We start from the raw sequence: 20,742 nt of genomic DNA, 5'->3' as shown, positions 1-20,742 counted from the left end.
GTCGACGAGCGGGGTTCACCCCGTAGGGGCGGGGGCGGCAGCGTCCCTGTGGATCTCGGCGCTCCGTGTCGGCCTTCTGACGCCGCTTCGTGTCGCTACTAGGTGCCGATGACGAGAACGCTCGCAGCGGATTCGACGACGTCGTCGGTGATGGTCTCGAGCTCGTTGATCTTGAGGACGCGGGCGATCTGCGGCATGAGTCGTTCGAGGAGGCGGAAGTTGCCGCGCGTGATGCGCTCGATGGCAGCGACGGCCTGCGAGTCGGTGAAGTCGTCAGGGTTCAGCGCTCGGCCGAGCCTCTTCCACTGCCGGTCGAGGACGAAGAGGAGCTCGTCGCGGGTGAGCGGGTGGTATTGGTGGGCGAAGCCCAGGCGGCTGTAGAGCTGGGGGTAATGGCGGAACTGCTGGTCGATGCCGGGCATGCCGATGAGGATGATCGAGGTCCGGGTGCGGTCGTGGTGGTCGCGCAGGAACTCGATTGCGTTTGGAGTGAGTCGCTCGGACTCGTCGATGAGGAGCAGTTCGACGTCGCTGGGGTGCTGGCGTGACAGGGGCGCCTTCTCGGTGGCTCCGCGGAACTCGGAGTGCTTGCTGATGTAGAGGTCGACGCTGTGTCGCAGTTGTTCAAGATCCTGGGCGAGGTCGCGTGGTCGGCAGAGGACTTCTGGTGTGTAGAAGACGGTGCGGGCTTTGTTAGCGGCGGCGGCGTGTTTGGCTTCGATGCCGGCGGCGCCGAAGCGGGTGAAGTGGGGTTCGAGGTCGTCCCAGCCGGCGTAGCGACGGGCAGACATGGTCTTGCCGACGCCGGCATCTCCGAAGCAGATCCCGATGGTGTGCTCCTTGCGGACGACGTTGGCGAACTCGGTGAAGCGGCGGTGCTCCTTGGTGGTGATGAAGCTCACGGCTTGTCCTCCTCATAGGTGTAGAGCCGCGGCCGATGCGGCGTCGGGATGGGTGGAAGTGGATCAGTTCGGCGCGGCACGGCCGGGATGCGCTCGTTGATGTCACGGCGAAGCGCACGCCGGCGGGCGCGCCGTGCGGTCTCGAGGTCGCGGAGGCTGAGGCGGAGGGTGGGGTGGTCTTCATCGATCGCGGTGCAGACGAAGGTGTCGCGGTCGTAGACGCGGATCTCTGACATGTCGCGCGGGTCGTACCGGAGCGTGACGGTGCGGCCGACGAAAGGAGCGAGGGTGGGTGAGAGGTAGCGCTGTCCTTGGAAGTGGATGCCGTCGCGCTGCACGATGCGGCTCTTGGGCACAGTCAGCAGGAGGTCGTCGAGTTCGGTGATCGTGTCGGGCATGCGTGGGAGCCAGCCGTCGGCGACCCACGCGTCGCGTGGCGAGGCGCCCAGCTCACGGTGGGGTCGGTCGTTGTAGCCGGTGATGAAGCGGCCCATCGCCTGGTCGAGGTCGGTGAGGGTCAGGCGAGGTGTCGGGGTCCGATTCCCGGGCGCGAGGTGCCCGGGGAGGGTGGGCAGCAGTTCGGTGTTGATGGTGCCGAAGAACCGCTCGATCTTCCCGCGTCCCTGGGGTCGGCCGACGGCGGAGTGGATGATGCGGATGTGCAGCGCGACGGCGGTTCGTTCGAGGTGGTGGCTGGTGAAGTCGGACCCGTGATCGACGTGCAGGACGTTCGGGAGTCCGCACATCGCCCACCGGGGATCCGACTTCCGCCAGATTGCCTGCCGAAGCGCGAGCGCGGTGTTCATCGCGGAGGGTGCGCCGGAGAAGACGGTGTAGCCGCAGATCGCTCGGGAGTGGTCGTCCATAATCACGCTCAGCCACGGCCGGTCAGGCTTGCCGTCGGCGCCGACGATGAGCAGATCGAGCTGGGTGTGGTCGGCCTGCCAGGTGTCGTTGGGGTGAGCGGCGCGACGGCGGAACACGAGCTCGTAGCGGTCGCGGTACGACGTCGGCCCGTCGAGGGCGAGCGTCACCAGGCCAGGGTCGAGTGCCCGGATGACCTCGTGCACCGTCGTGTACGACGGTGCCGATACCTCGAGTCGCGCTGCCTCCGCAGCAGCCAGGCGATGCAAGGTCGCGATCGACGGTCGTGGCCTCGTTAAGGCGAGACCCTCAACGAAGGTCACGAGCGTCGGATCGATGCGCCGGGTCCCGCTGTCGGCTCTCGCCGATTCGTCCAGGCCGGTGATGCCACTCCTCTTATAGAGGACCTTCCAGCGCTGCAGCGTGCGAGCGCTGATCCCTGTGTCCCTGGCGAGGGCCGCGATCGGCACCTGGTCCTCGACATGAAGCCGAAGGATCCGCCACCGCTCGAGGCCGTCCATCAGTCGCTACATCGCTGCGCTCTCGCGGGCCGCATGAGCCTGCTGGTGACGGTAGAGGCTCGCACGGCTCCAGCCGACGAGACGGGCCGCGTCCTCCGCGGTGCGCCCGCGCGCTCGCGCGTCCGCGGCGATCGCGAGCTTGTCCGCCACCACTGCAGGATCCGACAGAGGGCGGCCGAAGCGCGTTCCGCTCGCACGGGCCGCGGCGATGCCGGCGTTGACCCGTTCCACGATGAGTTCCCGCTCGTACTCCGCGAGCGTGGCGAGCATGTTGAGCATCAGCCGGCCCGTCGACGTCGACGGGTCGATGCCGTCGGAGATCGACCGCACCTGCACGCCACGCTCACGCAACAGGTTCACCGTGTTCAGAACGTCGATCAGCGACCGGCCGAGACGGTCGACCCTCCAGACGACGACGGTGTCCCCGTGCTCGGCGTACTCGAGCAGCTTCTTCATCCCGCGCCGCTCGATCGCGGCCTTACTGCCGGACGTCACGTCCGCGAACACGTCGCGCTTCTGCACGCCGGCCGCGACGAGCGCGTCGACCTGCAACTGCGCATCCTGACTCGATGTACTCACACGCGTATACCCGAGAAGTCTCACGCGCTCAGTCTGACTCGGAAAGCCCCTCCGGGCACCCTCCTGAGACGAACTACCGCGAGACAAGTTGTTGAGACAGTCAGGCCTCCGCCGTTCCGGCCGAGGCTGACTTCGGAGCGGCTCTCGACGGACTGTCTCAGAAATCTAATGCTTTACAAGATGATCCTCAGAAGCCGAGCCACTGCTCGGTTGGTCAGCGAAGTATTGGAACGTCCCGCCAAGACGTCGCAGAACTCATCTGTGACCCCCTGATGCTCAGACACTTCTACCGAACGGGACTGCGACGAACGCACGGCTTGCTGCAAGCCGCAGAGATGATCGATGAGCACTTCGGCTCGACTCGGAGAGGGCGGATCTTGGTGCTGCGCCGGCCACTTCCGCGTGACTTTGTCACGACGACAACCGCGTACTTCACCTGCGCGATGACAAACCACGCGCCCGACTTCGCTCAAGAAACGAATAACTGCAGACCGTCGAACCTCCCGCCACGGTGGCCATCGCGCGTCCACGTCGACGCAGCCGTCTCCGCTCTTGAAGCAGTTGCGACAGCCTCGAGGTCTACATCATGCAGACCTCTGCTCACTGTCGAACTGCGTTAGAAAACTTTGACGCGTTCGACACGGCGGAACCTGATACTGTTAAGACACGAGGTCCCATCGGGACAGGAGGAGGGTCAGATGCCGTTCGAGGTTTTTGACAAGCGCATGGCGCCGCTGGCGAAGGCGCCTAGCGTGACGATCCAGAAGCGTGGGATCTTCTCGATCAACAAGGCGGCGCACAAGCTCATCGGCGAGGCCGACACGGTGGAGCTGCTCTATGACAAGGAGGAGCAGATCATCGCCCTCCGCCCGTCGTCGGACTCGCACGCCTACGTAGTGCGCTCGCAGGCCGGCAGGGACACCGGTCAGGTGGTCATGTCGGCGACAGCGTTCACGCAGTACTACGACATCGACACAGCTGTCAGCCGACGATGGACGCCCTACGTCCAGGACGGCATGCTCTGCATCGACCTCAAGGGCCACAGCGTCGAGGTCAAGGGCAATCGCGCGAAGCCTGAGGAGAGCGCCACGCAGAGCGAGTAAAGATTTCTGGCCTGACACCGTTAGCGCGGCGTCAGGCCAGAGCCGGCCCGAGGGCGCAGCAGTGACTTTGCGAGTCCACTCCAGCGTACCGAAGCAGCGAGGCCAACCCGGCCTCCCTTCTTCCTCGGGCCCCAACCCAAGGAAGGCTTCATGCCTACTGTCAGCGAGTACTACGGGATCCCTGGTCCCGTGCCCTTCGTCGATGTCCAGATCAACGTCGACAACCGTCTGTTCGTGGATCCGCACGCGATCCGCCTCTATCAGAGCCCTCAGCCGTTCGCACAGCGTGCGATCGACGCGATGGACTCGTTCTTCAGCGAGGTCACCAGGTGCGTCATCAGCGGCACGCCCGGTGACCATCGTCGCGGGAACAGCCTCCTGCAGCACTTCGTCGAGCCCCGCGAGACCCGTCTCGGCATGGCCAAGTACGGATTTCGCGGACACGGCGGTGCCCACGAGGTGGGCAACTGGATCTGGCACACCCTCATCGACGACGTCGAAGCCCTCGTCCGGATCGGTGCCCTGCGCCACATCGAAGACCTGCCGCTGTTCGTTCACAAGATCGACCGCGACATCACCTCAGACGTCACGACGCGCATCATCTACCTCGCGCTCGTGGACTTCACGGCCGAGATGATCAAGAAGTACCCGCAGTTCACCGCCGGCGCCCACGAGGTCCGCAAGTTCGAGAAGCAGGTCTGGAACTCGACGACTCGCGAGTGGGACATCGCGACCGTGTCCCTCCCCGTGATCGACGGGGAGCCACTCCTCCTCGTCCCCTCTGAGTGGGCACGCCAGACGCTTCTCCTGTCCGCGGGGCGCTTCTACGAGACAAGCGTCCTCTCCTACGCCCAGCTCGAGCAGGCCGTACTCGCGAGCGACGGCAAGCTCCTGAAGACCCCGAAGGACCGGCTGAAGACGCAGAAGGGCCTCGGCCGTGGCCGCGTCACCAACAGGCGGATCACGCAGCGCGCGATCGAGAACGAGTTCGACTTGGTCGCCTCCTTCAAGGCGTTCGTCCTGTCGCGGCTGCCGCGACAGGACGAGGGCGAGGCCGCCTAGGTGAAGGCGCGTAGGCAGGTCCAAGGGGACCTGCCTACGCGCCGAACTGGGTGGCGGCGCATGACGGAGTGAGGTCAGGCCGAGCTGTCGGTGGAGACGACGTATTAGACGCGATCAGGAGCGTGAGTCTTGAGGACTCGACCCTTTAGGAATCTGGAAATCGCGCCCGGCGAGGGCGCGGGGTGCTCCCGATGCTCTGAGCACGTACCGGTCACCGATCCCCTACCGCGACGGTCAGGACGGGCGTCGACGTTCGATGAGGATCGTGTCACGCCAGGTACCGGCGGCTGGTCCGTAAGTCATCAGCGCGATCCGGTCGCGGGTGCCGACGCGGCGGAAGCCGGCGCGGTCGTGGAGGGCGAGGCTGGCGGTGTTCTCGGGGAAGATGCTCGACTGGATCGTCCAGAGACCAGCAGCGTCCGCGGTCTCGATGAGAGCCCGCAGGAGTGCCGCGCCGGCGCCGCGGCCGCGGGCAGCGGAGGCGACGTAGACGGAGTGCTCGACCACTCCGCGGTAGACGGGCCGGCTCGACACGGGCGAGAGCGCCGCCCACCCGAGGACACGGTCGCCGTCGACGGCGACCAGGCGCCCGACGTCGAGCTTCCCCGCGTCGAACATCTCCCACGTCGGCGGTTCGGCCTCGAAGGTGGCGTGCCCGGTCGCGATGCCCTCGCAGTAGATCGCCTCGACCGCCGTCCAGTCCTCGGGGAGCATCGCCCGGACCGCCATCACGAGCAGCAGCTTCCTCCGGCGGATCCGATGTCAGTCGAGCAGACGCCGGTCTCGGGGAGCACGAGCTGCACCCGCCGGGCCGCGGCGTGATCGCCCGCGAGCTCGTCCGCGATAGAGCGGACCTGCTCGTAACCGGTGACCAGGAGGAAGGTCGGGGCGCGGCCGTAGGACTTCATGCCGGCGATGAAGAAGTTCGGTTCGGGGTGGGCGAGTTCCGCGACGCCGTGCGGGTCGACGGTGCCGCAGGAGTGCAGGTTCGGATCGATCAGCGTCGCGAGCGCGCGGGGCGCTTCCACGATCTCGTCCAGGGAGACGCGGATCTCGCGCAGCATGTCGAGGTTGGGCCGGAACCCGGTCGCCTGCACGACGACGTCGACCTCGACGCTCTCGCGCTCCTTCCGGCGGCGTCCCCTCACAGCGACGCGGCCGGTGGCGGTCTTCTCGAGGCGGTCGATTTCGAAGCGGTCCAGGAGGGTGATCGCGCCGTCGCGGACGAGCTGGTGGACGGTGCCGCCGAGCTTGCCGCGCTCCTCGAGCTCGTCGTCGCCCGAGCCGAAGACGCGCAGCGGGCTGGTGCCCCGAATCGCCCACGTGATGCTCGTCTCCGGTTCCTCGCGGGCGAGACGGGCGAGCTTGATCAGGGTGTTCGCAGCGGAGTGGCCGGCGCCGACGACGAGGACGCTCTTCCCGGCGAACCTGGCACGGTCGGCGCCGAGCACATCGGGCAGCGCGTGACTGAGATGCTCGGCGACGTCGGCGGCGCCGATCGGGTCGAGGCCGGCCGAGGCGAGGGCGTTGGGCGTGGAGTAGGTGCCCGAGGTGTCGATGACTGCGCGGGCGGTGACGTCGACGGCGCCCTCCACAGTGTCCAGGCGCAACAGGAACGGAGTGGCCGCGCGGCCGGTGGAGCGGGTGCGGTCCATGCCCTCGCGGGTCACAGCCAGCACGCGGGAGCGGTATCGGATGACGGGTGCGAGCTGCGGAGTCGCGGCGAGGGGCGCGAGGTAGTCGCGGACGAACTCGTGCCCGGTGGGCAGCTTCTTCGCTGCGGGCGCCTCCCAGCCGGCGGCGTCGAGCAGGCGCCCGGCGGCGGAATCGACCAGGTACTCCCACGGGGAGAACAGTCGGGTGTGGCCCCACTGCTGCACCGCGGCCCCGGCGCTCTCGCCCGCCTCGTAGACGATGACATCGAGGCCCCGCTCGAGCAGCTGCGCGGCGGCGGCGAGTCCGACGGGCCCGGCGCCGATGACGGCGACGGGCAGGCCGGTGAGGCGGCGCTCGTCGGTGCGGGGCGGGACGGTCAGCAGCATGGTCATCAGGTGCACTCCTCAACATCGACGATCATCGATGGATCGAGTCTGCCCCGGTATATCGATGACTGTCAATGTGTGGGAGGGTGGAGGCATGGCGACGACCGAGCTGACTCTCACCGCGGCGGCGGTCGCGTGCTGCGCGCCACTCGCGCGCGAGCCGCTGAGCGCCGAGGGCGCGGAGCTGCTGGCGAGAGCGTTGAAGGCGATGGCGGATCCGGCAAGGCTTCGCCTGGTGTCGATCGTGGCGTCGAGCAGTTCGGGTGAGGTGTGCGTGTGCGACTTCACGGAGCCGGTTGGTCTGAGTCAGCCCACGGTGTCGCACCACTTGAAGATCCTCGTGGACGCCGGGATCCTGGCCCGCGAGAAGCGCGGCACGTGGGCGTACTTCTCCCTCATCCCCGGCGCGCTCGACTCTCTCGCGGGGATACTCACCCGCGTCTGATCAGGCGGCCGTGACTCTCGCCGCGAGAGCGTCGACGCGCGCGGCGAGCTCGTCGTAGGCGGCATCGAACGCGGCGTCCGTGCCGGCGGGCACCGGGTCGGGGATCGACCAGTGCAGCGCCTCCGAACCGAGCTCCTCGTGCGCGGCGTCGCAGACAGTGATCACGAGGTCGGTGTCGGCGGCGACGTCAGCGAACTGCTGCGGAGCATTCCCTGTCAGCGTCAGGCCGTGCCGCTCGGCAGTCGTGATGGCGCCAGCCGCCATCGCCGCGGCGGGGTGCGTGCCGGCGGACGCCACGGGGATCGAGCTGCGCTGCGCCCAGAGCTGCGCGGCGAGCTGGGAGCGGGCGGAGTTCGCGGTACACACGAACAGCACCCGCCGCGCCGCGGCGGTGGTCGAGGGGCCGAGCTGATCGAACGCGCCGGGGATCAGGTGCACGTAGCTGCGGCGCCGGTCCGCTTCGGAGCGGCGACGGAGGATCATGCCCTCCCGCTCGAGGACGGCGAGGTGGTGCGCGACGAGGTTCGAGGGCATCCCCAGTCGGTCCTGCAGCTCCCGCGGCGCCAGGTCACCGAGGGTGAGCAGGTCCACGATCCGCAGGCGCGCGGGATCACTGAGGGCCGCGTGCCGGGCGGCCCGCGCTTCCAATTCGGTTCGCTCGGTGTTCATTGACTCAATCTTGACTGAGTGAACGTGAGCGGTCAAGATGGCCGACGACATGGACACCACTTCCCTTCCTCCGCTCGCTCGTCGGGCCGTGGCCGAGTTCCTCGGCACGGGCCTGCTCGTGGCGATCGTCGTCGGCTCCGGCATCGCCGCCCAGTCGCTCTCCCCGAACGATGTCGGCGTGCAACTGCTGGAGAACTCCCTCGCGACCGCGCTGGGCCTCGCGGTGCTGATCCTGACACTCGGGCCGGTGTCGGGGGCGCACTTCAACCCGCTCGTCTCCGCCATCGACGCGCTCCTCGGCCGCCGCGACCGGACCGGCGTGTCGGGGCGGGAGCTGGCGGTGTTCGTCGGCGCGCAGCTGCTCGGCGGTATCGGTGGCGCGGTCCTCGCGAACGCGATGTTCGAGGTCCCGACCTCGATCGCGACGACCGAGCGGGTCACCGCCGGGCACCTGCTCGGGGAGGTCGTCGCCACCGCGGGCCTGGTCCTCGTGATCCTCTCCCTCGCCCGCACGAACCGCGGCCCGCTCGCCGCGGCCGCGGTCGGCGCGTACATCGGTGCGGCGTACTGGTTCACGTCCTCGACCTCGTTCGCGAACCCCGCCGTGACCCTCGGCCGCGTCTTCACCGACACCTTCGCCGGCATCGCCCCCACCTCCGTCCTGCCGTTCATCGCTGCGCAGCTCGTCGGCGCCGCGATCGGCGTCGGCATCGCCGTGTTCCTCTTCCCGGGCGCCGCCCGGACCGCCGGGCACCTCGTGGTCCCGGCCACCACCTCCACCTCTTCACACGTCTGATCCGGAAGGCCCATCTGATGCATCTCGTCGCCATCGGCGGCAGCGACGCGGGGATCTCCGCCGCGCTGCGCGCCCGCGAGCTCGACCCGTCCGTCGACGTGACCGTCGTCGTCGCCGACTCGTACCCGAACTTCTCCATCTGCGGGATCCCGTACTACTTCTCCCGCGAGGTCCAGCCGTGGCAGTCGCTCGCGCACCGCACCCACGCCGACCTCGAAGCCACCGGCATGAGCCTGCGCCTGGACACCTTCGCGACCGACATCGACGTCGCCGGGCAGCGGCTCACCGTCCGCACCCCGGACGGCTCGCTCGATCGGATCGGGTACGACGAGCTGATCGTCGGGACCGGCGCCCTCGCGTCTTCCGCCGGCATCGCCGGCGTGGATGACCTGGGGCCGGAGGACGGAGTGCACGTGCTGCACTCGATGGGCGACACCTTCGCCCTCGAGCGGTTCCTCGATAGCCGCGACCCGCAGACGGCGATCATCGTCGGCGCCGGCTACGTGGGCCTCGAGATGGCCGAAGCCCTCACCGTCCGCGGCCTCCACGTCACCCAGCTCCAACGCGGCCCGGAAGTGCTCTCCACCCTCGACCCCGAACTCGGCGCCCTCGTGCACACCGAACTGACCGAGCGCGGCGTCGAGGTCCTCACCCGGACCACCGTCGCCTCGATCGAGAAGACCGCCGCCGGGCTCGCCGTGCACGCCGACCACGACGGCACACCCCTCATCCGCACCGCCGACGTCGTCCTTCTCGTCGTCGGCGTGAAGCCGAACACCGACCTGCTCGCCCGCGCCGGAGCGTCTCTCGGCGCCGGCCGCGGGGTCGTCGTCGACGAGGCGATGCGCACGGGCCTGCCGCACGTGTTCGCGGCAGGCGACGGAGTGACCACGCACCACCGTCTGCTCGGCAGCACCTACCTGCCGCTGGGCACCACGGCCCACAAGCAGGGACGGGTGGCCGGCGAGAACGCTCTCGGCGGCGATGCCCGCTTCGCCGGCTCCGTCGGCACCCAGGTCGTCAAGGTGTTCGACCTCGTCGCCTCCCGCACCGGCCTGCGCGAGCACGAGGCCCTCGCCGCCGGCTTCGCGCCGGCGTCGACGACCGCGGTCGCGGACGACCACAAGCGCTACTACCCGGGCGCGCAGCCCATCACGATCCGCATCACCGGTGACACCCGCGACGGGCGCCTGCTCGGCGCGCAGCTCGTCGGACGCCTCGGCACCGAGACCGCCAAGCGCATCGACACCTACGCGACCGCCCTGTTCGCGGGACTCACCGTCGAGCAGGTCTCCGACCTCGACCTCTCCTACACACCCCCGCTCGGCTCCCCCTGGGACGCCGTGCAGATCGCCACCCAGACCTGGACCCGCACGAACACCGGAGCAGTGACCCCCGCATGACCGAGAAGCCCACCGTCCTCTTCCTCTGCCAGCACAACGCCGGCCGCTCCCAACTCGGCGCAGGCCTGCTCCAAGTCCTCGCCAGCGACCGCTACACCGCCACCTCCGCCGGCCTCTCCCCGGCCGAAACGGTAAACCCCGCGATCGCTGCGACCGTCGCTGAGCTCGGCCTCGATATCAGCGACCGCACCCCCCGCTCCGTCACGGTGGAGGACCTCGAGAACGCGGACATCGTCGTCGCCATGAAGCCCGGGCTTACCCTCCCTGCGACTCCGACCGGCCGGTTCCTGGAGTGGAAGTTCCCCGACCCAACCGACTGGAGCGCCGAGAGCGTCCGCCCCCTCCGCGAGGCGGTCGCCGCTCGGATTCAGGCCGAGCTCCTCAACTAGGCGCGACACGGAGCGGCATCAGAACGCCGCCACAGAACGCTGAAACTTACACGTCCCGTTAGACCCGCCCGATGAGATGCCCGATGACGGGGCGGCTATCGGGACACAAGGACGGCGGATTTCAAGACGAGGCCGCGCACTCGAGCCGTGGTGTTCGGCGACGTCGAGCGGCAGCTGCGTTCCGATCCCCGTTTCACGGAGGAACGGGTCGTGTGGACGGAGAACGCAGACGGCAGCCGAGCAGCCGCACCGCCCGCTCGGACGCCGCTTGAGTTCATCGTGTCGGAGTTGAGAATCGGGCGGTCGCTCCCTCACGGATGTCGCCGCCGAGCAGTCGGCCCGCACCGGACCGGCCGTCATGCGGTACCGCTGCAGCACCCCGGCGGAAGGAGACCCGCGCACGCTCGACGTCGACGAGTCCCACACCGCCTTCGGAGAGCCGTCGATCGACGCGGCCTCCCGGAGGAACGATCGACCATCGCCCGCAGCATCCTGACGGCGGAGTTCCGCAAGTGAGCGGTACGACGATCGCGGGGACCCGGCTGCTGACGTCGGACTCGGCTCAGCGTCCGCTCGCGCCCGCGCCTCAGCGCCGCAGGGCCTGCGCGTAGCCGAGCACGTCCCGGCCGAGCGCTGACGTGTGCGGCCAGGAGTCCGAGATGCGGCGGGCGAGAGGGGCGAGCAGCGCGGCCTCGGCCTCGCGGTCGCCCCGGACGTGCGCTTCCAGCGCCGCCGTCAGCGTGCGGCGCGCGTCGGCCAGCACGCCCGGGGAGAGGCCGTCGTCCGCGGCGTCGGCGGTTCGCTGAATCAGCCGCTCGAGAGTCGTCGTCATCGTCGCATTCTTCGGAGCCTCAGTATCCGGAGCCGTCCGCCACCGCGCCGAGCGCCGCCGCCGTGCCGAGCGCGATCAGCGACTGGTCGGTCGCGATGGCGACCCGCGGGAAGCCGAGCGCGCGCAGCTGCCGGGCGCGCTCCTGGTCGCCCGCGTAGGCACCGGCGACAATGCCCGCGTTCCGGGCGGCCGCGGCGATCCTCGGCAGCGGGTCCTCGGGTCCGTCCGCGGCGAGCAGGTCGGGCAGCTCCCGGCCGAGTCCGATCGCGAGGTCGAACGGGCCGACGAAGACACCGGCGACCCCCGGCACCGCGAGGATCTCCTCGACCGCGTCGAGGCCGGACTGCGTCTCGATCATCAGCCAGAGGGCCGGCCGCGCCTCGGCGGCAGACGGGGGCGCGGCGCCCCAGAGGTCGGTCATCGGCCCCCAGCTGCGCCGGCCGAGCGGCGGGTAGTGCGCGGCTCGGACCGCCGCGGCCGCGTCCTCGACCGACTCGATCAGCGGGACGACGACGATGTCGGCTCCGGCGTCGAGCGCCCGCCCGATCAGCGGGTCCGAGAGCCCGGCGACCCGGACGGCGACGGGCGGCCGCTCGCTCACCGTCGCCAGCGCGCGCATGGTCGCGAGCACCGCGGCGTCGTCGAAGGCGCCGTGCTGCGCGTCCAGGCAGAGCCAGGCGGGCCCGCCGCGCGCGATCTGCGCCACCGTCAGCGGCTCTCCGAGCCGGCACCACACCCCGTCGGCACGACCGTCTCCGAGAACCCGCTCCGCATCCACGGGTCCGATCCTCGCGCATCGGGGGCGGCCGCGAGCGAGGGCCCTCCGGTGCCGATGTCGGTGGGGTCGACCTACACTCGGACGTATTCGAACACATGTTCGATCCCGTGAGGAGGGCCGAGAATGAGCGTGACCGTGGTGGACCGCATCGCGACCCCGGCCCGGGACGCCGTGGCCGTCTCCCTCCTCGTCCCCGCCGACGCGGTGGCGGCGGGCTTCCCGTCGCCCGCGCAGGACTACTTCGACGGCTCGCTCGACCTCAACGACCACCTCATCCGGGACAAGACCTCGACGTTCATCGTCCGCGTCTCGGGCGAGAGCATGACCGGCGCCGGCATCAGCGACGGCGACGAGCTGGTGGTCGATCGCTCGCTGACCCCGACGCACGGGAGCGTCGTCATCGCGATCCTCGACGGTGAGCTGACCGTGAAGCGGCTCGAGCTGAGCCCCGGGGGAGTGGTGCTGCGCGCGGAGAATCCGGACTACCCACCGATCCTCGTCGCCGAGCTGAGCGACCTGCAGATCTGGGGCGTCGTCACCGTCTGCCTGCACCGGCTGCACCGTGCGCTCTGAGCGGCGGATCGGCCTGGTCGACGTGAACAGCTTCTACGTCTCCTGCGAGCGGCTGTTCGACCCGAAGCTGCAGGGCCGGCCCGTCGTCGTCCTCTCCAACAACGACGGCTGCGTGGTCGCCCGCTCGGACGAGGTGAAGAAGCTCGGCATCGAGAACGGGACGCCGTGGTTCAAGGTCGAGCCGCTCATCCGCTCGGGGCGCCTCCCGGAGGTGATCGCCCGCTCCAGCAACTACGAGCTGTACGGCGAGCTGTCCGCGCGGGTGATGGAGCTGCTGGGCCGCTACTCGGCGTGGCAGGAGGTGTACTCCATCGACGAGAGCTTCCTCGGCGTCGACGGAGATGTGGCGGAGCGGGCGAGGATCGGCCGGGCGATGCGGGCGGCCGTCGCGAAGAACGTCGGCCTGCCGGTGTGCGTGGGGTTCGGTCCGAGCAAGACCCTCGCGAAGTTCGTCAACAAGGGCGGCGCGAAGAAGCACCCGCGCCTGGGCGGGGTCTGCGACACCGACTGGTACACGCCCGAGCAGCTCGACGCGCTGATGGCGTCGCAGCACGTCACCGAGCTGTGGGGAGTGGCCGGCCGCACCGGGAAGCGCCTCGCGGAGCTGTCCATCCACACGATCCGCGACCTCCGCGACGCGGACCCCGCTCTCATCCGGAAGAAGTTCTCCGTGGTGCTGCAGCGCTCCGTCTACGAGCTGCGCGGGGTCGACTGCATCCCGCTCGAGGCGGCGCGGACGGTGCGCGACCAGCTGATCTTCTCGCGCTCGTTCGCCACTCCGGTGTCGACGATCGCGGACATGGAGCAGGTGCTCTCCGTCTACGCGCAGCGCGCGGCCCACCGCCTCCGCGCGCAGGGGTCGGTGACGAAGACGATGAGCGTCTTCGCGTCGACGTCGCCGTTCGCGGACGCGCCGTACGAGTCCGCGGGCGGACTGGCCGGCTTCCCCGTGCCGACCGACGACCCGGTGGCGATCGTCAAGGCCGCGATCGGCACGCTGCGACCCCGGCTGCGCGAGGGCGCGCGCTACGTGCGGGCCGGCGTGATCCTGACGAACCTGTCGCCGCGCGACTCGCACGCCCTCCTCGAGGTGTTCGACACCGCGTTCGACAGCAAGGGCCTCGGCGCGACGATCGACGCCGTCACGAAGCGCCACGGCCGCTCCGCCGTCGGCCTCGGACTCGCCGGGATCCGCAAGGGGCCGGTCTGGACGATGAAGCGCGGCGCGCTGTCGCTGCGCGCCACGACCCACTGGGGGGAGCTGGCGACGGCGCACGCGCGGTGATCCGCTTCGTCCCGCTCGACCGGGTGTCCACGACGGTGCGCGGGCAGGTGAGCGACGGTGGGCGACGGGATCGCGCTGATCGTCGTCGCGTGCGGCGCCGGCTTGCCGTCGCCGCTGCATGCCAGAATAGTTCCGCAATGGGAGGTTATCTGCAATGGCTGAATTGACGACATCCGAGCTCGCCGCGCGCCTCGAGATCTCGCGGCGCCACGCCACGGACCTCGTGGCTTCCGGGGCCATCGGTGGCCGTCGACTCTCGACGGGCGTGTGGCTGGCCCACAGTGACTCAGTCGTTCGCTACGAGGCCCGTGCCCGCCGCGGCAAGGGCCGGAAGATGGATCCGGCGACCGCCTGGGGGCTGCTGTGGGAGTTGAGCGGTCTCAGGGCGACGTGGCTCCAGCCCAGCACTCGCTCCCGCGTGGGAGCGCGCATTCGAGAGACGGCTCCCGACGAGATCGCGCGCGCGGTCGCCGATCGGACGCGCGCCTACTCCTTCACGGCGGCCAACCCGGCCAAGGCGGCCGCCGGCCTGATCGCGACCGGCCGCGCCGTCGGCGGCGTTCTGAAGGTCGGCCTCATGGATGATGCACGGCACGTGTCCGGGTACACGCGACAGGGGAGCGTCGAGGACTACGCCCGGAAGAGCTTCATGGTCGCGTCGCCTTCCGGGGGCGACACGATCTACGCCAACACTCTCCCCTTCGACTACGACAGTGATGTGATGCCCGTGGCGGTCATCGCCGCGGATCTCGCAGTCGGCACGGACACCCGTGAGCGCAGCGGCGGGTTGCAGGCACTGGCGGAGTTGAGGCGGGAATGGCAGGCGCGGAACTGACGGTCGACATGGCGGACGACGACCTCCTCCCCGCCTGGCAGACCGTCGTCGAGGTCGCCGGCACCGGTATCGCTGAGAGCCTCACACTCGTCGGAGGGCTCATGGTCGCGGTTCACGCACCAGCCGGGCCACCGGCGATTGACCGTCGTGACATCTGCACGCTGACCTTCACCAGCGGGGCCCGCGTCGAACTCGGCGTCCCGGACGAGCTCGGTGCACTCGTCGCCAAGGGCGCTGCGCACATGGCCGACAACCGCGACCGCGGCCGGCACCTCGACGACGCAGCGGTCCTCCTCGCCTGCGTCTCCGACGCCTCGGAGCTCGACTACGAAGGGATGAGTCAGAACGATCGTCGTCGCCTCCGCGCCGTCCTCGAGCTCGTCGGAAGCGACGCTCACTCGAGCTGGGTCGCTCTCGACGACAGTGCTCGCGCTCGCGGTCTGATGAACGCGCGCCTCATCGGCGGCGCGCTGCTCTGAGACCTCGAGCGGTCAGGCCGCCGAGCCGGCGAGCTCCGCGCGGACGATCGCCGCACCGGCGGTCAGCGCGCTCAGCTTCCCGAGCGCGACCCCGCGGGGCAGGGGAGCCAGGCCGCAATTCGAGCTCGGCAGGAGGTCCGTCGCGTCGACGAAGCGGAGGGCCTTGCGGAGGGTGTCGGCGACCTCCTCCGGGGTCTCGACGGTCTCGCTCGCCACGTCGATCGCGCCGAGCATGACCTTCTTGCCGCGGAGGAGCTCGATGAGCTCCATCGGGACGCGGGAGTGGTGGCACTCCAGCGACACGATGTCGATCGTGGAGCGCTGCAGCAGCGGGAACGACGTCTCGTACTGGCGCCACTCCGGCCCGAGGGTCTGCTTCCAGTCGGTGTTGGCCTTGATGCCGTAGCCGTAGCAGATGTGCACGGCCGTCTGGGCGCGCAGCCCCTCCGCCGCCCGCTCCAGGACGGCGACCCCCCAGTCCCGGACGTCGTCGTGGAAGACGTTGAAGGCCGGCTCGTCGAACTGGACGATGTCGACGCCCGCGGCCTCGAGCTCCCGCGCCTCCTGGTTGAGGATCGCCGCGAACTCCCACGCCAGCTCCTCCCGGCTCCCGTAGTGGCGGTCGGCGAGGGTGTCGATCATGGTCATCGGACCGGGGAGGGCCCACTTGATCGGCTGCGACGTGTGCCGGCGGAGGAACCTCGCGTCGTCGACGAACACGGGCCGCTCGCGGCTCACGGCGCCGACGACGGTCGGCACGCTCGCGTCGTAGCGGTCCCGGATCCGCACCGTCTCGCGGTTCACGTGGTCCACTCCGGCGAGGTGCTCGATGAAGGTCGTGACGAAGTGCTGCCGGGTCTGCTCGCCGTCGCTGATGATGTCGATGCCGCGCCGGTGCTGCTCGTGGGCGGCGATGCGCAGCGCGTCCTGCTTGCCCTCGACCAGCTCGTCGCCCTCGAGCTTCCAGGGGGACCACAGGGTCTCCGGCTCCGCGAGCCAGGAGGGCTTGGGCAGGCTGCCGGCGATGGAGGTGGGCAGGAGAGTGTTCACGGGTGGCGGTCCTTCTCTGATCAGCGGGCGGGGGTCCGGTGCTGCGACACCCAGGCGTCGAGCAGCTCCCGGTGCGGCTCGATGAAGTGCTCCGCCGTGTAGGCGCCCTGCTCGACGGCGAGCCGATCGCGTTCGGCGCGGTCGTAGTCGATCTGCGTCCGCGAGTAGTCCTGCTGCTGCAGGCTCGGCCGGAAGACGTCCGCCGCCGCGGAGTTCGTGTTGTAGATCTCCGGGCGGTAGATCTTCTGGAACGTCTCCATCGTGCTGATCGTGCCGGCCAGCTGGAGGTTCGAGTGGTCGTTGAGCAGGTCGCCGCGGAAGTAGTACGCGAGCGGCGCGACGGAGCCGGGCGCCAGGAAGTACCGGACCTGCAGCCCCATCCGGCCGAAGTACTCGTCGGTCAGGGACCGCTCGTCCTGCCGGTACTCGACGCCGAGGATCGGGTGGTGGTTCGAGGTCCGGTGGTAGGTCCTGCTCGTCGACACGCTGATGCAGATGACGGGCGGCGCGGAGAAGCGCTCCCGGTAGGCGTCGGAGTCGAGGAAGCTCTGGAACAGGGCGCCGTGCAGATCGCCGAAGTCGTCGGGAACGGTGAACTCCGCCGCCCCCTTGTTCGCGGCCGGCAGCCGCACGCTGAAGTCGAAGTCGCGGACGTAGGACGAGAAGTTGTTGCCGACGATCCCTTGGTGGCGCACGCCGGTCAGCCGGTCGGCGATCCGGACGTCGAGGACCTCGAGGAGAGGGAAGTCGCGGACCGCCTCCTCGGCGGGGAACCGCACCTCGACCGAGACGATCTCGAGCTCGACGGCGTAGCGGTCCCGGCCGGGGTTGTCCCAGTGCGCGAGGTCGTTGAACCGGCGGTCGATCATCGTCAGGGCGTTGCGGAGGTTCTGCCGGCGGTGCTCGCCCCGGGCGAGGTTGGCGAAGTTCGTCGTGGCCCGGGAGCTCGACGACGGCGAGTAGTGCTCGTCGAAGCAGGTCGTCGTGATCCTGAAGGTGACGTCGTTCGCCATGAGCGCCCAATCCGATGATCAGCAGGCCGCACCGGCCCTGGTGGAAGCGTGCGGGACCAGAGTGCCCGTCACCGGAAGGCATCGAAGAATCCGGCGCGACTATGCCGAGGTATAGTCCCGTCCTATGGCACGTCGAACGAGCGGGATCTCGCTCCAGCAGCTGCACTACTTCGTCGAGGTCGCCTCCGAGGGGTCGATCTCCGCCGCCGCCGATCTGCTCTACGTCGCCCAGCCGACCATGTCCGCGGCGATGAAGGACCTCGAGACCCGCGTGGGCCGCGCCCTCCTCGTCCGCGTCGCGCGCGGGGTCACCCTCACCACCGAGGGCACCGAGTTCCTCGGCTACGCCCGGCAGGTCATCGAGCAGGTGGCGCTCCTCGAGCAGCGCTACCTGGGGCGGCCGCCGTCGCGCCGCCTGCTCGGGGTGTCCACGCAGCACTACTCGTTCGCCGTCGACGCCTTCGTGCGGATGGTCCGGGGCACGGAGGGGGAGAAGTACGAGTTCTCGCTGCGCGAGACCCGCACCCGCGACATCATCGAGGACGTCCGCACTCTCCGCAGTGAGCTGGGGATCCTGTACCGGAACGACTTCAACCGGGACGTCATCGACAAGATCCTCCGGGACGCGGGGCTCGCCTTCCATCCCCTCTTCCTCGCCCTGCCGCACATCTTCGTCTCGCGGAGGAACCCGCTGGCCTCGCGCGAGCGGGTCACCCTCGCCGATCTCGCCGATCTGCCGCGGCTCACCTTCGACCAGGGGGCGGACAACTCCTTCTACTTCGCCGAGGAGATCCTGTCCACGCTGTCGAGCGACCGGGAGATCCGCGTGTCCGATCGGGCGACGATCTTCAACCTCATGATCGGCCTCGACGGGTACACCATCTCGACCGGGATCATCAGCGACGACCTCGACCCCGCCATCGTCGCCGTCCCGCTCGACGTCGACGAGCGCATCGAGATCGGCTGGATCGGGCACTCCGCCATCCCCCTCACCGAGCAGGCCCGGCGCTACCTGACCGAGGTGCGGGCCGTCGTGACCGAGGGCGGCCTCGACCTGCTCGGCTGAGCGGGTCGGCGCCGGCGGCCCCGCCCACGACCACCTCGTCGACGGAGGCGTCGACGCCGTCGTGCAGGCTGTCGATGCTGAGGGAGAAGCCGTCGCAGGCGCCGGCCTCGAAAAACTCCTGCGTGACGTCCACGATGTCCTCGGCGGTGCTCGCGACCACCGGGTGGTCAGGCGCCCCGGTCGTCGACAGGGCGTCTCATGCCGGGCGGTACGGTCGGACGATGGAGCCCTTCACCGTTCCCCTGGCCGAGCGGTACTTCGACGACTACCGTCCCGGACTCGGAGGCACCTCCGGGCCGATCGAGGTGACCGAGGCCGAGATCATCGCCTTCGCCACGGCGTTCGACCCGCACAGCATGCACACCGACCCCGAGGCCGCCCGCACGGGCGACTTCGGCGGCCTGATCGCCAGCGGCTGGCACACCACGGCGATGACGATGCGGCTCCTGGTCGACACCTTCCTCAACGAGCGCGCCAGCATCGCCTCGCCGGGAGTGGACGACCTGCGCTGGCACCTCCCGGTGCGCCCGGGCGACCAGCTGCACGGGCGCTTCCTCGTCCTCTCCGCGCGCCCCTCCACCTCACGACCCGACAGAGGCCTCGTCCGCATCGGCATCGAGCTGCTCGACCAGCACGACGCGACGGTCATGTCCCAGACCCTGCTCGTCCTCCTCCGCCGCGGACCCCGCGGCAGCTGATCCCGCACGATCGCTCAGGAGATCCGCGCGGCTCCGTGCTGCGCCGTGCGGGCGCGGTGGCCGGCTCGGCGCTCGGTGAGGAGGAAGACGACGAGGAGGACGACTCCGACCAGGATCACGACGATGTTGCCGAGCTGGGCGAAGGCGGAGAGGGCGCCGCCGGCCGGGTAGGTGCCCTGCATGAAGATGCTGGGGTCGGTGCTGGCGTGCAGCAGGATCGGCGCGATGATCGTGCGGGTCACGCGCATCGCGAGGTACATGCAGAAGCCGAAGAAGAACGTGTAGAGGATCTGCAGCAGCGTCGGCAGGAGCGGCTGGCCGACGAAGAGGTTGGTGGCGTGCAGCAGGGCGAACAGGGCGGCGGAGACCAGTCCGACGGCGATCTCGGAGCGACCCGACGAGCGCATGATCCGCACGACGTAGCCGCGGGTGAGGAGCTCCTCGGAGAAGCCGATGACGAGTCCGGCGAGCAGCCAGGCGGCCACCCAGTCGAACCCGGCCGCGGAGTAGTCGATGCTCGCGAAGCGCATCACGTTGAAGAGCAGGACGACCGCGATCGCGATCCACATCCAGCCGCCGCCGCGAGGGGACTGCCGCTCGAACGTGCTCCGCAGCCAGCCGAGGCTCGCGCCGAAGCCGACCAGGAGGAGGCTGCCGATGAGGACCGGGACGACGATGAGGACGACGACGTAGCTCGCGGAATCAGCGTCCCCGATGAACGGCACGAACGGAGCCATCAGCAGTGAGGCCGGCTCGTAGATCGCGAGGTAGCCGACCGCGAGGATCAGGGCCTTCCACCACCGCCCGTGGTCCCAGAACCGCGCCCACGCCGACCGTTCCACCGTGCTGTTCATCGCTCATCCCCCCGGATCGGGACCAGTAGACCACACACGACGACCGCTCGAGGGCCGCCCGCTCGTGGCGAGGAGCTCGGTCGCTTCCCGGAACTCTGCTCACCGACGCCGCCCGAAGGACCGGGGTCGCCGGCTACCCGGGTGACGGCGAGCAGCGCTGGCCGGCCGTCCACGCCCGGGACGCCGCCTCGCTCTTCCGGATCGCGCTCGAGTCCGCGCCGGGCGGCACCGCCTGGCACGCCGTGGCCGACGAGGGCGACCGCGTGCTCGACATCGCCACCGTGGTCGGGCGCCGCCTGGGGCTGCCCGTCGAGTCCGTGCCGGACGACACCTTCGGCCCCTTCGGGCCGATCCTCGCGATGGACCAGCCGTCCTCCAGCGCACGCACCCGACAAGCGGTCGGATGGGAGCCGACGCACCCGAGCCTCCTCGAGCACCTCGAGGCACTGCAGTCCTAGCCGATCGCTCCGCGCCGATGGAACGTCGGGATCTCGTCTCGGCAGG

The 20,742-nt window shown here is 69.7% G+C and carries 24 protein-coding genes; 13 read left to right on the top strand and 11 right to left on the bottom strand.

Annotated features, from left to right (window positions below):
• Positions 1-98: 98 nt before the first annotated feature.
• From EDF17_RS11180 to EDF17_RS11170, 3 genes are read right to left on the bottom strand one after another with little or no spacing between them, the layout of a single operon-like run.
• Positions 99-902, bottom strand: coding sequence for an AAA family ATPase (locus tag EDF17_RS11180; RefSeq protein ID WP_123446372.1), 804 nt, complete (start codon positions 900-902; stop codon positions 99-101).
• Complete coding sequence (locus EDF17_RS11175; protein WP_123446373.1) at positions 899-2,287, bottom strand: Mu transposase C-terminal domain-containing protein; 1,389 nt, start codon at positions 2,285-2,287, stop codon at positions 899-901. Before EDF17_RS11175 ends, EDF17_RS11180 begins: the two co-directional genes overlap by 4 nt.
• A 6-nt stretch (positions 2,288-2,293) precedes the next feature.
• Positions 2,294-2,890 carry a recombinase family protein gene (locus EDF17_RS11170; RefSeq protein ID WP_123446374.1) on the bottom strand — a complete coding sequence of 199 codons (597 nt, stop codon included), beginning with the start codon at positions 2,888-2,890 and terminating at the stop codon, positions 2,294-2,296.
• Positions 2,891-3,618: 728 nt separating this feature from the next.
• Here EDF17_RS11170 and EDF17_RS11165 point away from each other — a divergent pair.
• Positions 3,619-3,969: a hypothetical protein gene (locus EDF17_RS11165; protein WP_133672025.1), complete on the top strand. Its 351-nt coding sequence runs from the start codon at positions 3,619-3,621 to the stop codon at positions 3,967-3,969.
• Positions 3,970-4,119: 150 nt separating this feature from the next.
• On the top strand, positions 4,120-5,031 hold the full coding sequence (locus EDF17_RS11160) for a hypothetical protein (protein ID WP_133672023.1): 912 nt from the start codon (positions 4,120-4,122) through the stop codon (positions 5,029-5,031).
• Between the two features lie 234 nt (positions 5,032-5,265).
• On the opposite strand, the gene EDF17_RS11155 is transcribed toward EDF17_RS11160, so the two are convergent.
• Both EDF17_RS11155 and EDF17_RS11150 read right to left on the bottom strand, forming a co-directional pair.
• Complete coding sequence (locus tag EDF17_RS11155; protein ID WP_243732888.1) at positions 5,266-5,760, bottom strand: GNAT family N-acetyltransferase; 495 nt, start codon at positions 5,758-5,760, stop codon at positions 5,266-5,268.
• Positions 5,760-7,079, bottom strand: coding sequence for an NAD(P)-binding domain-containing protein (locus tag EDF17_RS11150; protein ID WP_123446378.1), 1,320 nt, complete (start codon positions 7,077-7,079; stop codon positions 5,760-5,762). The genes EDF17_RS11155 and EDF17_RS11150 overlap by 1 nt, the downstream gene beginning before the upstream one ends.
• Before the next feature lie 88 nt (positions 7,080-7,167).
• Here EDF17_RS11150 and EDF17_RS11145 point away from each other — a divergent pair, with 88 nt between their 5' ends.
• Complete coding sequence (locus tag EDF17_RS11145; RefSeq protein ID WP_123446379.1) at positions 7,168-7,518, top strand: metalloregulator ArsR/SmtB family transcription factor; 351 nt, start codon at positions 7,168-7,170, stop codon at positions 7,516-7,518.
• On the opposite strand, the gene EDF17_RS11140 is transcribed toward EDF17_RS11145, so the two are convergent.
• Positions 7,519-8,187, bottom strand: coding sequence for a helix-turn-helix domain-containing protein (locus EDF17_RS11140; RefSeq protein ID WP_123446380.1), 669 nt, complete (start codon positions 8,185-8,187; stop codon positions 7,519-7,521).
• Positions 8,188-8,236: 49 nt separating this feature from the next.
• On the opposite strand from EDF17_RS11140, the gene EDF17_RS11135 reads away from it, so the two are divergent.
• From EDF17_RS11135 to EDF17_RS11125, 3 genes are read left to right on the top strand one after another with little or no spacing between them, the layout of a single operon-like run.
• Positions 8,237-8,983 (top strand): MIP/aquaporin family protein, encoded by a 747-nt coding sequence (locus tag EDF17_RS11135; RefSeq protein WP_185019972.1) that lies wholly within the window; start codon positions 8,237-8,239, stop codon positions 8,981-8,983.
• 17 nt (positions 8,984-9,000) lie between these two features.
• On the top strand, positions 9,001-10,386 hold the full coding sequence (locus EDF17_RS11130) for an FAD-dependent oxidoreductase (RefSeq protein WP_104328214.1): 1,386 nt from the start codon (positions 9,001-9,003) through the stop codon (positions 10,384-10,386).
• Positions 10,383-10,775 carry a low molecular weight phosphatase family protein gene (locus EDF17_RS11125; protein ID WP_104328213.1) on the top strand — a complete coding sequence of 131 codons (393 nt, stop codon included), beginning with the start codon at positions 10,383-10,385 and terminating at the stop codon, positions 10,773-10,775. Before EDF17_RS11130 ends, EDF17_RS11125 begins: the two co-directional genes overlap by 4 nt.
• Before the next feature lie 586 nt (positions 10,776-11,361).
• Here the strand turns inward: EDF17_RS11125 and EDF17_RS11120 are convergent.
• Both EDF17_RS11120 and EDF17_RS11115 read right to left on the bottom strand, forming a co-directional pair.
• Complete coding sequence (locus tag EDF17_RS11120) at positions 11,362-11,607, bottom strand: hypothetical protein (RefSeq protein WP_123446382.1); 246 nt, start codon at positions 11,605-11,607, stop codon at positions 11,362-11,364.
• Positions 11,608-11,626: 19 nt separating this feature from the next.
• On the bottom strand, positions 11,627-12,385 hold the full coding sequence (locus EDF17_RS11115) for an aldolase/citrate lyase family protein (RefSeq protein WP_166649654.1): 759 nt from the start codon (positions 12,383-12,385) through the stop codon (positions 11,627-11,629).
• A 123-nt stretch (positions 12,386-12,508) separates the two neighbouring features.
• On the opposite strand from EDF17_RS11115, the gene umuD reads away from it, so the two are divergent.
• The 4 genes from umuD (at position 12,509) to EDF17_RS11095 (ending at position 15,557) form a co-directional block, all read left to right on the top strand.
• The gene (umuD, locus tag EDF17_RS11110; RefSeq protein WP_123446383.1) at positions 12,509-12,958 is read left to right on the top strand and encodes a translesion error-prone DNA polymerase V autoproteolytic subunit; all 450 of its coding nucleotides are present in this window, start codon (positions 12,509-12,511) and stop codon (positions 12,956-12,958) included.
• Complete coding sequence (locus EDF17_RS11105) at positions 12,948-14,243, top strand: Y-family DNA polymerase (RefSeq protein WP_123446384.1); 1,296 nt, start codon at positions 12,948-12,950, stop codon at positions 14,241-14,243. Before umuD ends, EDF17_RS11105 begins: the two co-directional genes overlap by 11 nt.
• A gap of 154 nt (positions 14,244-14,397) precedes the next feature.
• Positions 14,398-15,078, top strand: a complete 681-nt coding sequence (locus EDF17_RS11100; RefSeq protein ID WP_123446385.1) for a hypothetical protein — start codon at positions 14,398-14,400, stop codon at positions 15,076-15,078.
• On the top strand, positions 15,060-15,557 hold the full coding sequence (locus tag EDF17_RS11095; RefSeq protein ID WP_123446386.1) for a hypothetical protein: 498 nt from the start codon (positions 15,060-15,062) through the stop codon (positions 15,555-15,557). Before EDF17_RS11100 ends, EDF17_RS11095 begins: the two co-directional genes overlap by 19 nt.
• A 12-nt stretch (positions 15,558-15,569) precedes the next feature.
• Here EDF17_RS11095 and EDF17_RS11090 read toward each other — a convergent pair whose 3' ends face one another.
• Positions 15,570-16,607 carry a methionine synthase gene (locus tag EDF17_RS11090; RefSeq protein ID WP_123446387.1) on the bottom strand — a complete coding sequence of 346 codons (1,038 nt, stop codon included), beginning with the start codon at positions 16,605-16,607 and terminating at the stop codon, positions 15,570-15,572.
• 20 nt (positions 16,608-16,627) lie between these two features.
• Positions 16,628-17,620 carry a putative oxygenase MesX gene (locus tag EDF17_RS11085; RefSeq protein ID WP_123446388.1) on the bottom strand — a complete coding sequence of 331 codons (993 nt, stop codon included), beginning with the start codon at positions 17,618-17,620 and terminating at the stop codon, positions 16,628-16,630.
• 124 nt (positions 17,621-17,744) lie between these two features.
• On the opposite strand from EDF17_RS11085, the gene EDF17_RS11080 reads away from it, so the two are divergent.
• Positions 17,745-18,686, top strand: coding sequence for a LysR family transcriptional regulator (locus EDF17_RS11080; protein WP_123446389.1), 942 nt, complete (start codon positions 17,745-17,747; stop codon positions 18,684-18,686).
• 221 nt (positions 18,687-18,907) lie between these two features.
• A complete protein-coding gene (locus EDF17_RS11070) occupies positions 18,908-19,384 on the top strand; it encodes a MaoC family dehydratase (RefSeq protein ID WP_123446391.1) in 477 nt (158 codons plus the stop codon).
• Positions 19,385-19,398: 14 nt separating this feature from the next.
• Here the strand turns inward: EDF17_RS11070 and EDF17_RS11065 are convergent, their stop codons facing one another.
• Positions 19,399-20,238 (bottom strand): CPBP family intramembrane glutamic endopeptidase, encoded by an 840-nt coding sequence (locus EDF17_RS11065; protein WP_123446392.1) that lies wholly within the window; start codon positions 20,236-20,238, stop codon positions 19,399-19,401.
• A gap of 242 nt (positions 20,239-20,480) precedes the next feature.
• On the opposite strand from EDF17_RS11065, the gene EDF17_RS11060 reads away from it, so the two are divergent.
• Positions 20,481-20,696, top strand: a complete 216-nt coding sequence (locus tag EDF17_RS11060; RefSeq protein ID WP_243732869.1) for a hypothetical protein — start codon at positions 20,481-20,483, stop codon at positions 20,694-20,696.
• Positions 20,697-20,742 lie beyond the last annotated feature (46 nt).

Origin of the sequence: Rathayibacter sp. PhB1 (assembly GCF_004362935.1) — a bacterium.
Lineage (GTDB): Bacteria > Actinomycetota > Actinomycetes > Actinomycetales > Microbacteriaceae > Rathayibacter > Rathayibacter festucae.
Note: the sequence above shows the minus strand (reverse complement) of the source record. Positions and strands in the feature narration are given on the sequence as shown.

Coding starts and splice junctions, on each gene's coding strand:
- EDF17_RS11175 (WP_123446373.1), bottom strand. CDS start 2,287: ATGGACGGCCTCGAGCGGTGGCGGATCCTTCGGCTTCATGTCGAGGAC.
- EDF17_RS11160 (WP_133672023.1), top strand. CDS start 4,120: ATGCCTACTGTCAGCGAGTACTACGGGATCCCTGGTCCCGTGCCCTTC.
- EDF17_RS11155 (WP_243732888.1), bottom strand. CDS start 5,760: ATGGCGGTCCGGGCGATGCTCCCCGAGGACTGGACGGCGGTCGAGGCG.
- EDF17_RS11150 (WP_123446378.1), bottom strand. CDS start 7,079: ATGACCATGCTGCTGACCGTCCCGCCCCGCACCGACGAGCGCCGCCTC.
- EDF17_RS11145 (WP_123446379.1), top strand. CDS start 7,168: ATGGCGACGACCGAGCTGACTCTCACCGCGGCGGCGGTCGCGTGCTGC.
- EDF17_RS11140 (WP_123446380.1), bottom strand. CDS start 8,187: ATGAACACCGAGCGAACCGAATTGGAAGCGCGGGCCGCCCGGCACGCG.
- EDF17_RS11135 (WP_185019972.1), top strand. CDS start 8,237: ATGGACACCACTTCCCTTCCTCCGCTCGCTCGTCGGGCCGTGGCCGAG.
- EDF17_RS11130 (WP_104328214.1), top strand. CDS start 9,001: ATGCATCTCGTCGCCATCGGCGGCAGCGACGCGGGGATCTCCGCCGCG.
- EDF17_RS11125 (WP_104328213.1), top strand. CDS start 10,383: ATGACCGAGAAGCCCACCGTCCTCTTCCTCTGCCAGCACAACGCCGGC.
- EDF17_RS11120 (WP_123446382.1), bottom strand. CDS start 11,607: ATGACGACGACTCTCGAGCGGCTGATTCAGCGAACCGCCGACGCCGCG.
- umuD (WP_123446383.1), top strand. CDS start 12,509: ATGAGCGTGACCGTGGTGGACCGCATCGCGACCCCGGCCCGGGACGCC.
- EDF17_RS11100 (WP_123446385.1), top strand. CDS start 14,398: ATGGCTGAATTGACGACATCCGAGCTCGCCGCGCGCCTCGAGATCTCG.
- EDF17_RS11095 (WP_123446386.1), top strand. CDS start 15,060: ATGGCAGGCGCGGAACTGACGGTCGACATGGCGGACGACGACCTCCTC.
- EDF17_RS11085 (WP_123446388.1), bottom strand. CDS start 17,620: ATGGCGAACGACGTCACCTTCAGGATCACGACGACCTGCTTCGACGAG.
- EDF17_RS11080 (WP_123446389.1), top strand. CDS start 17,745: ATGGCACGTCGAACGAGCGGGATCTCGCTCCAGCAGCTGCACTACTTC.
- EDF17_RS11070 (WP_123446391.1), top strand. CDS start 18,908: ATGGAGCCCTTCACCGTTCCCCTGGCCGAGCGGTACTTCGACGACTAC.
- EDF17_RS11065 (WP_123446392.1), bottom strand. CDS start 20,238: ATGAACAGCACGGTGGAACGGTCGGCGTGGGCGCGGTTCTGGGACCAC.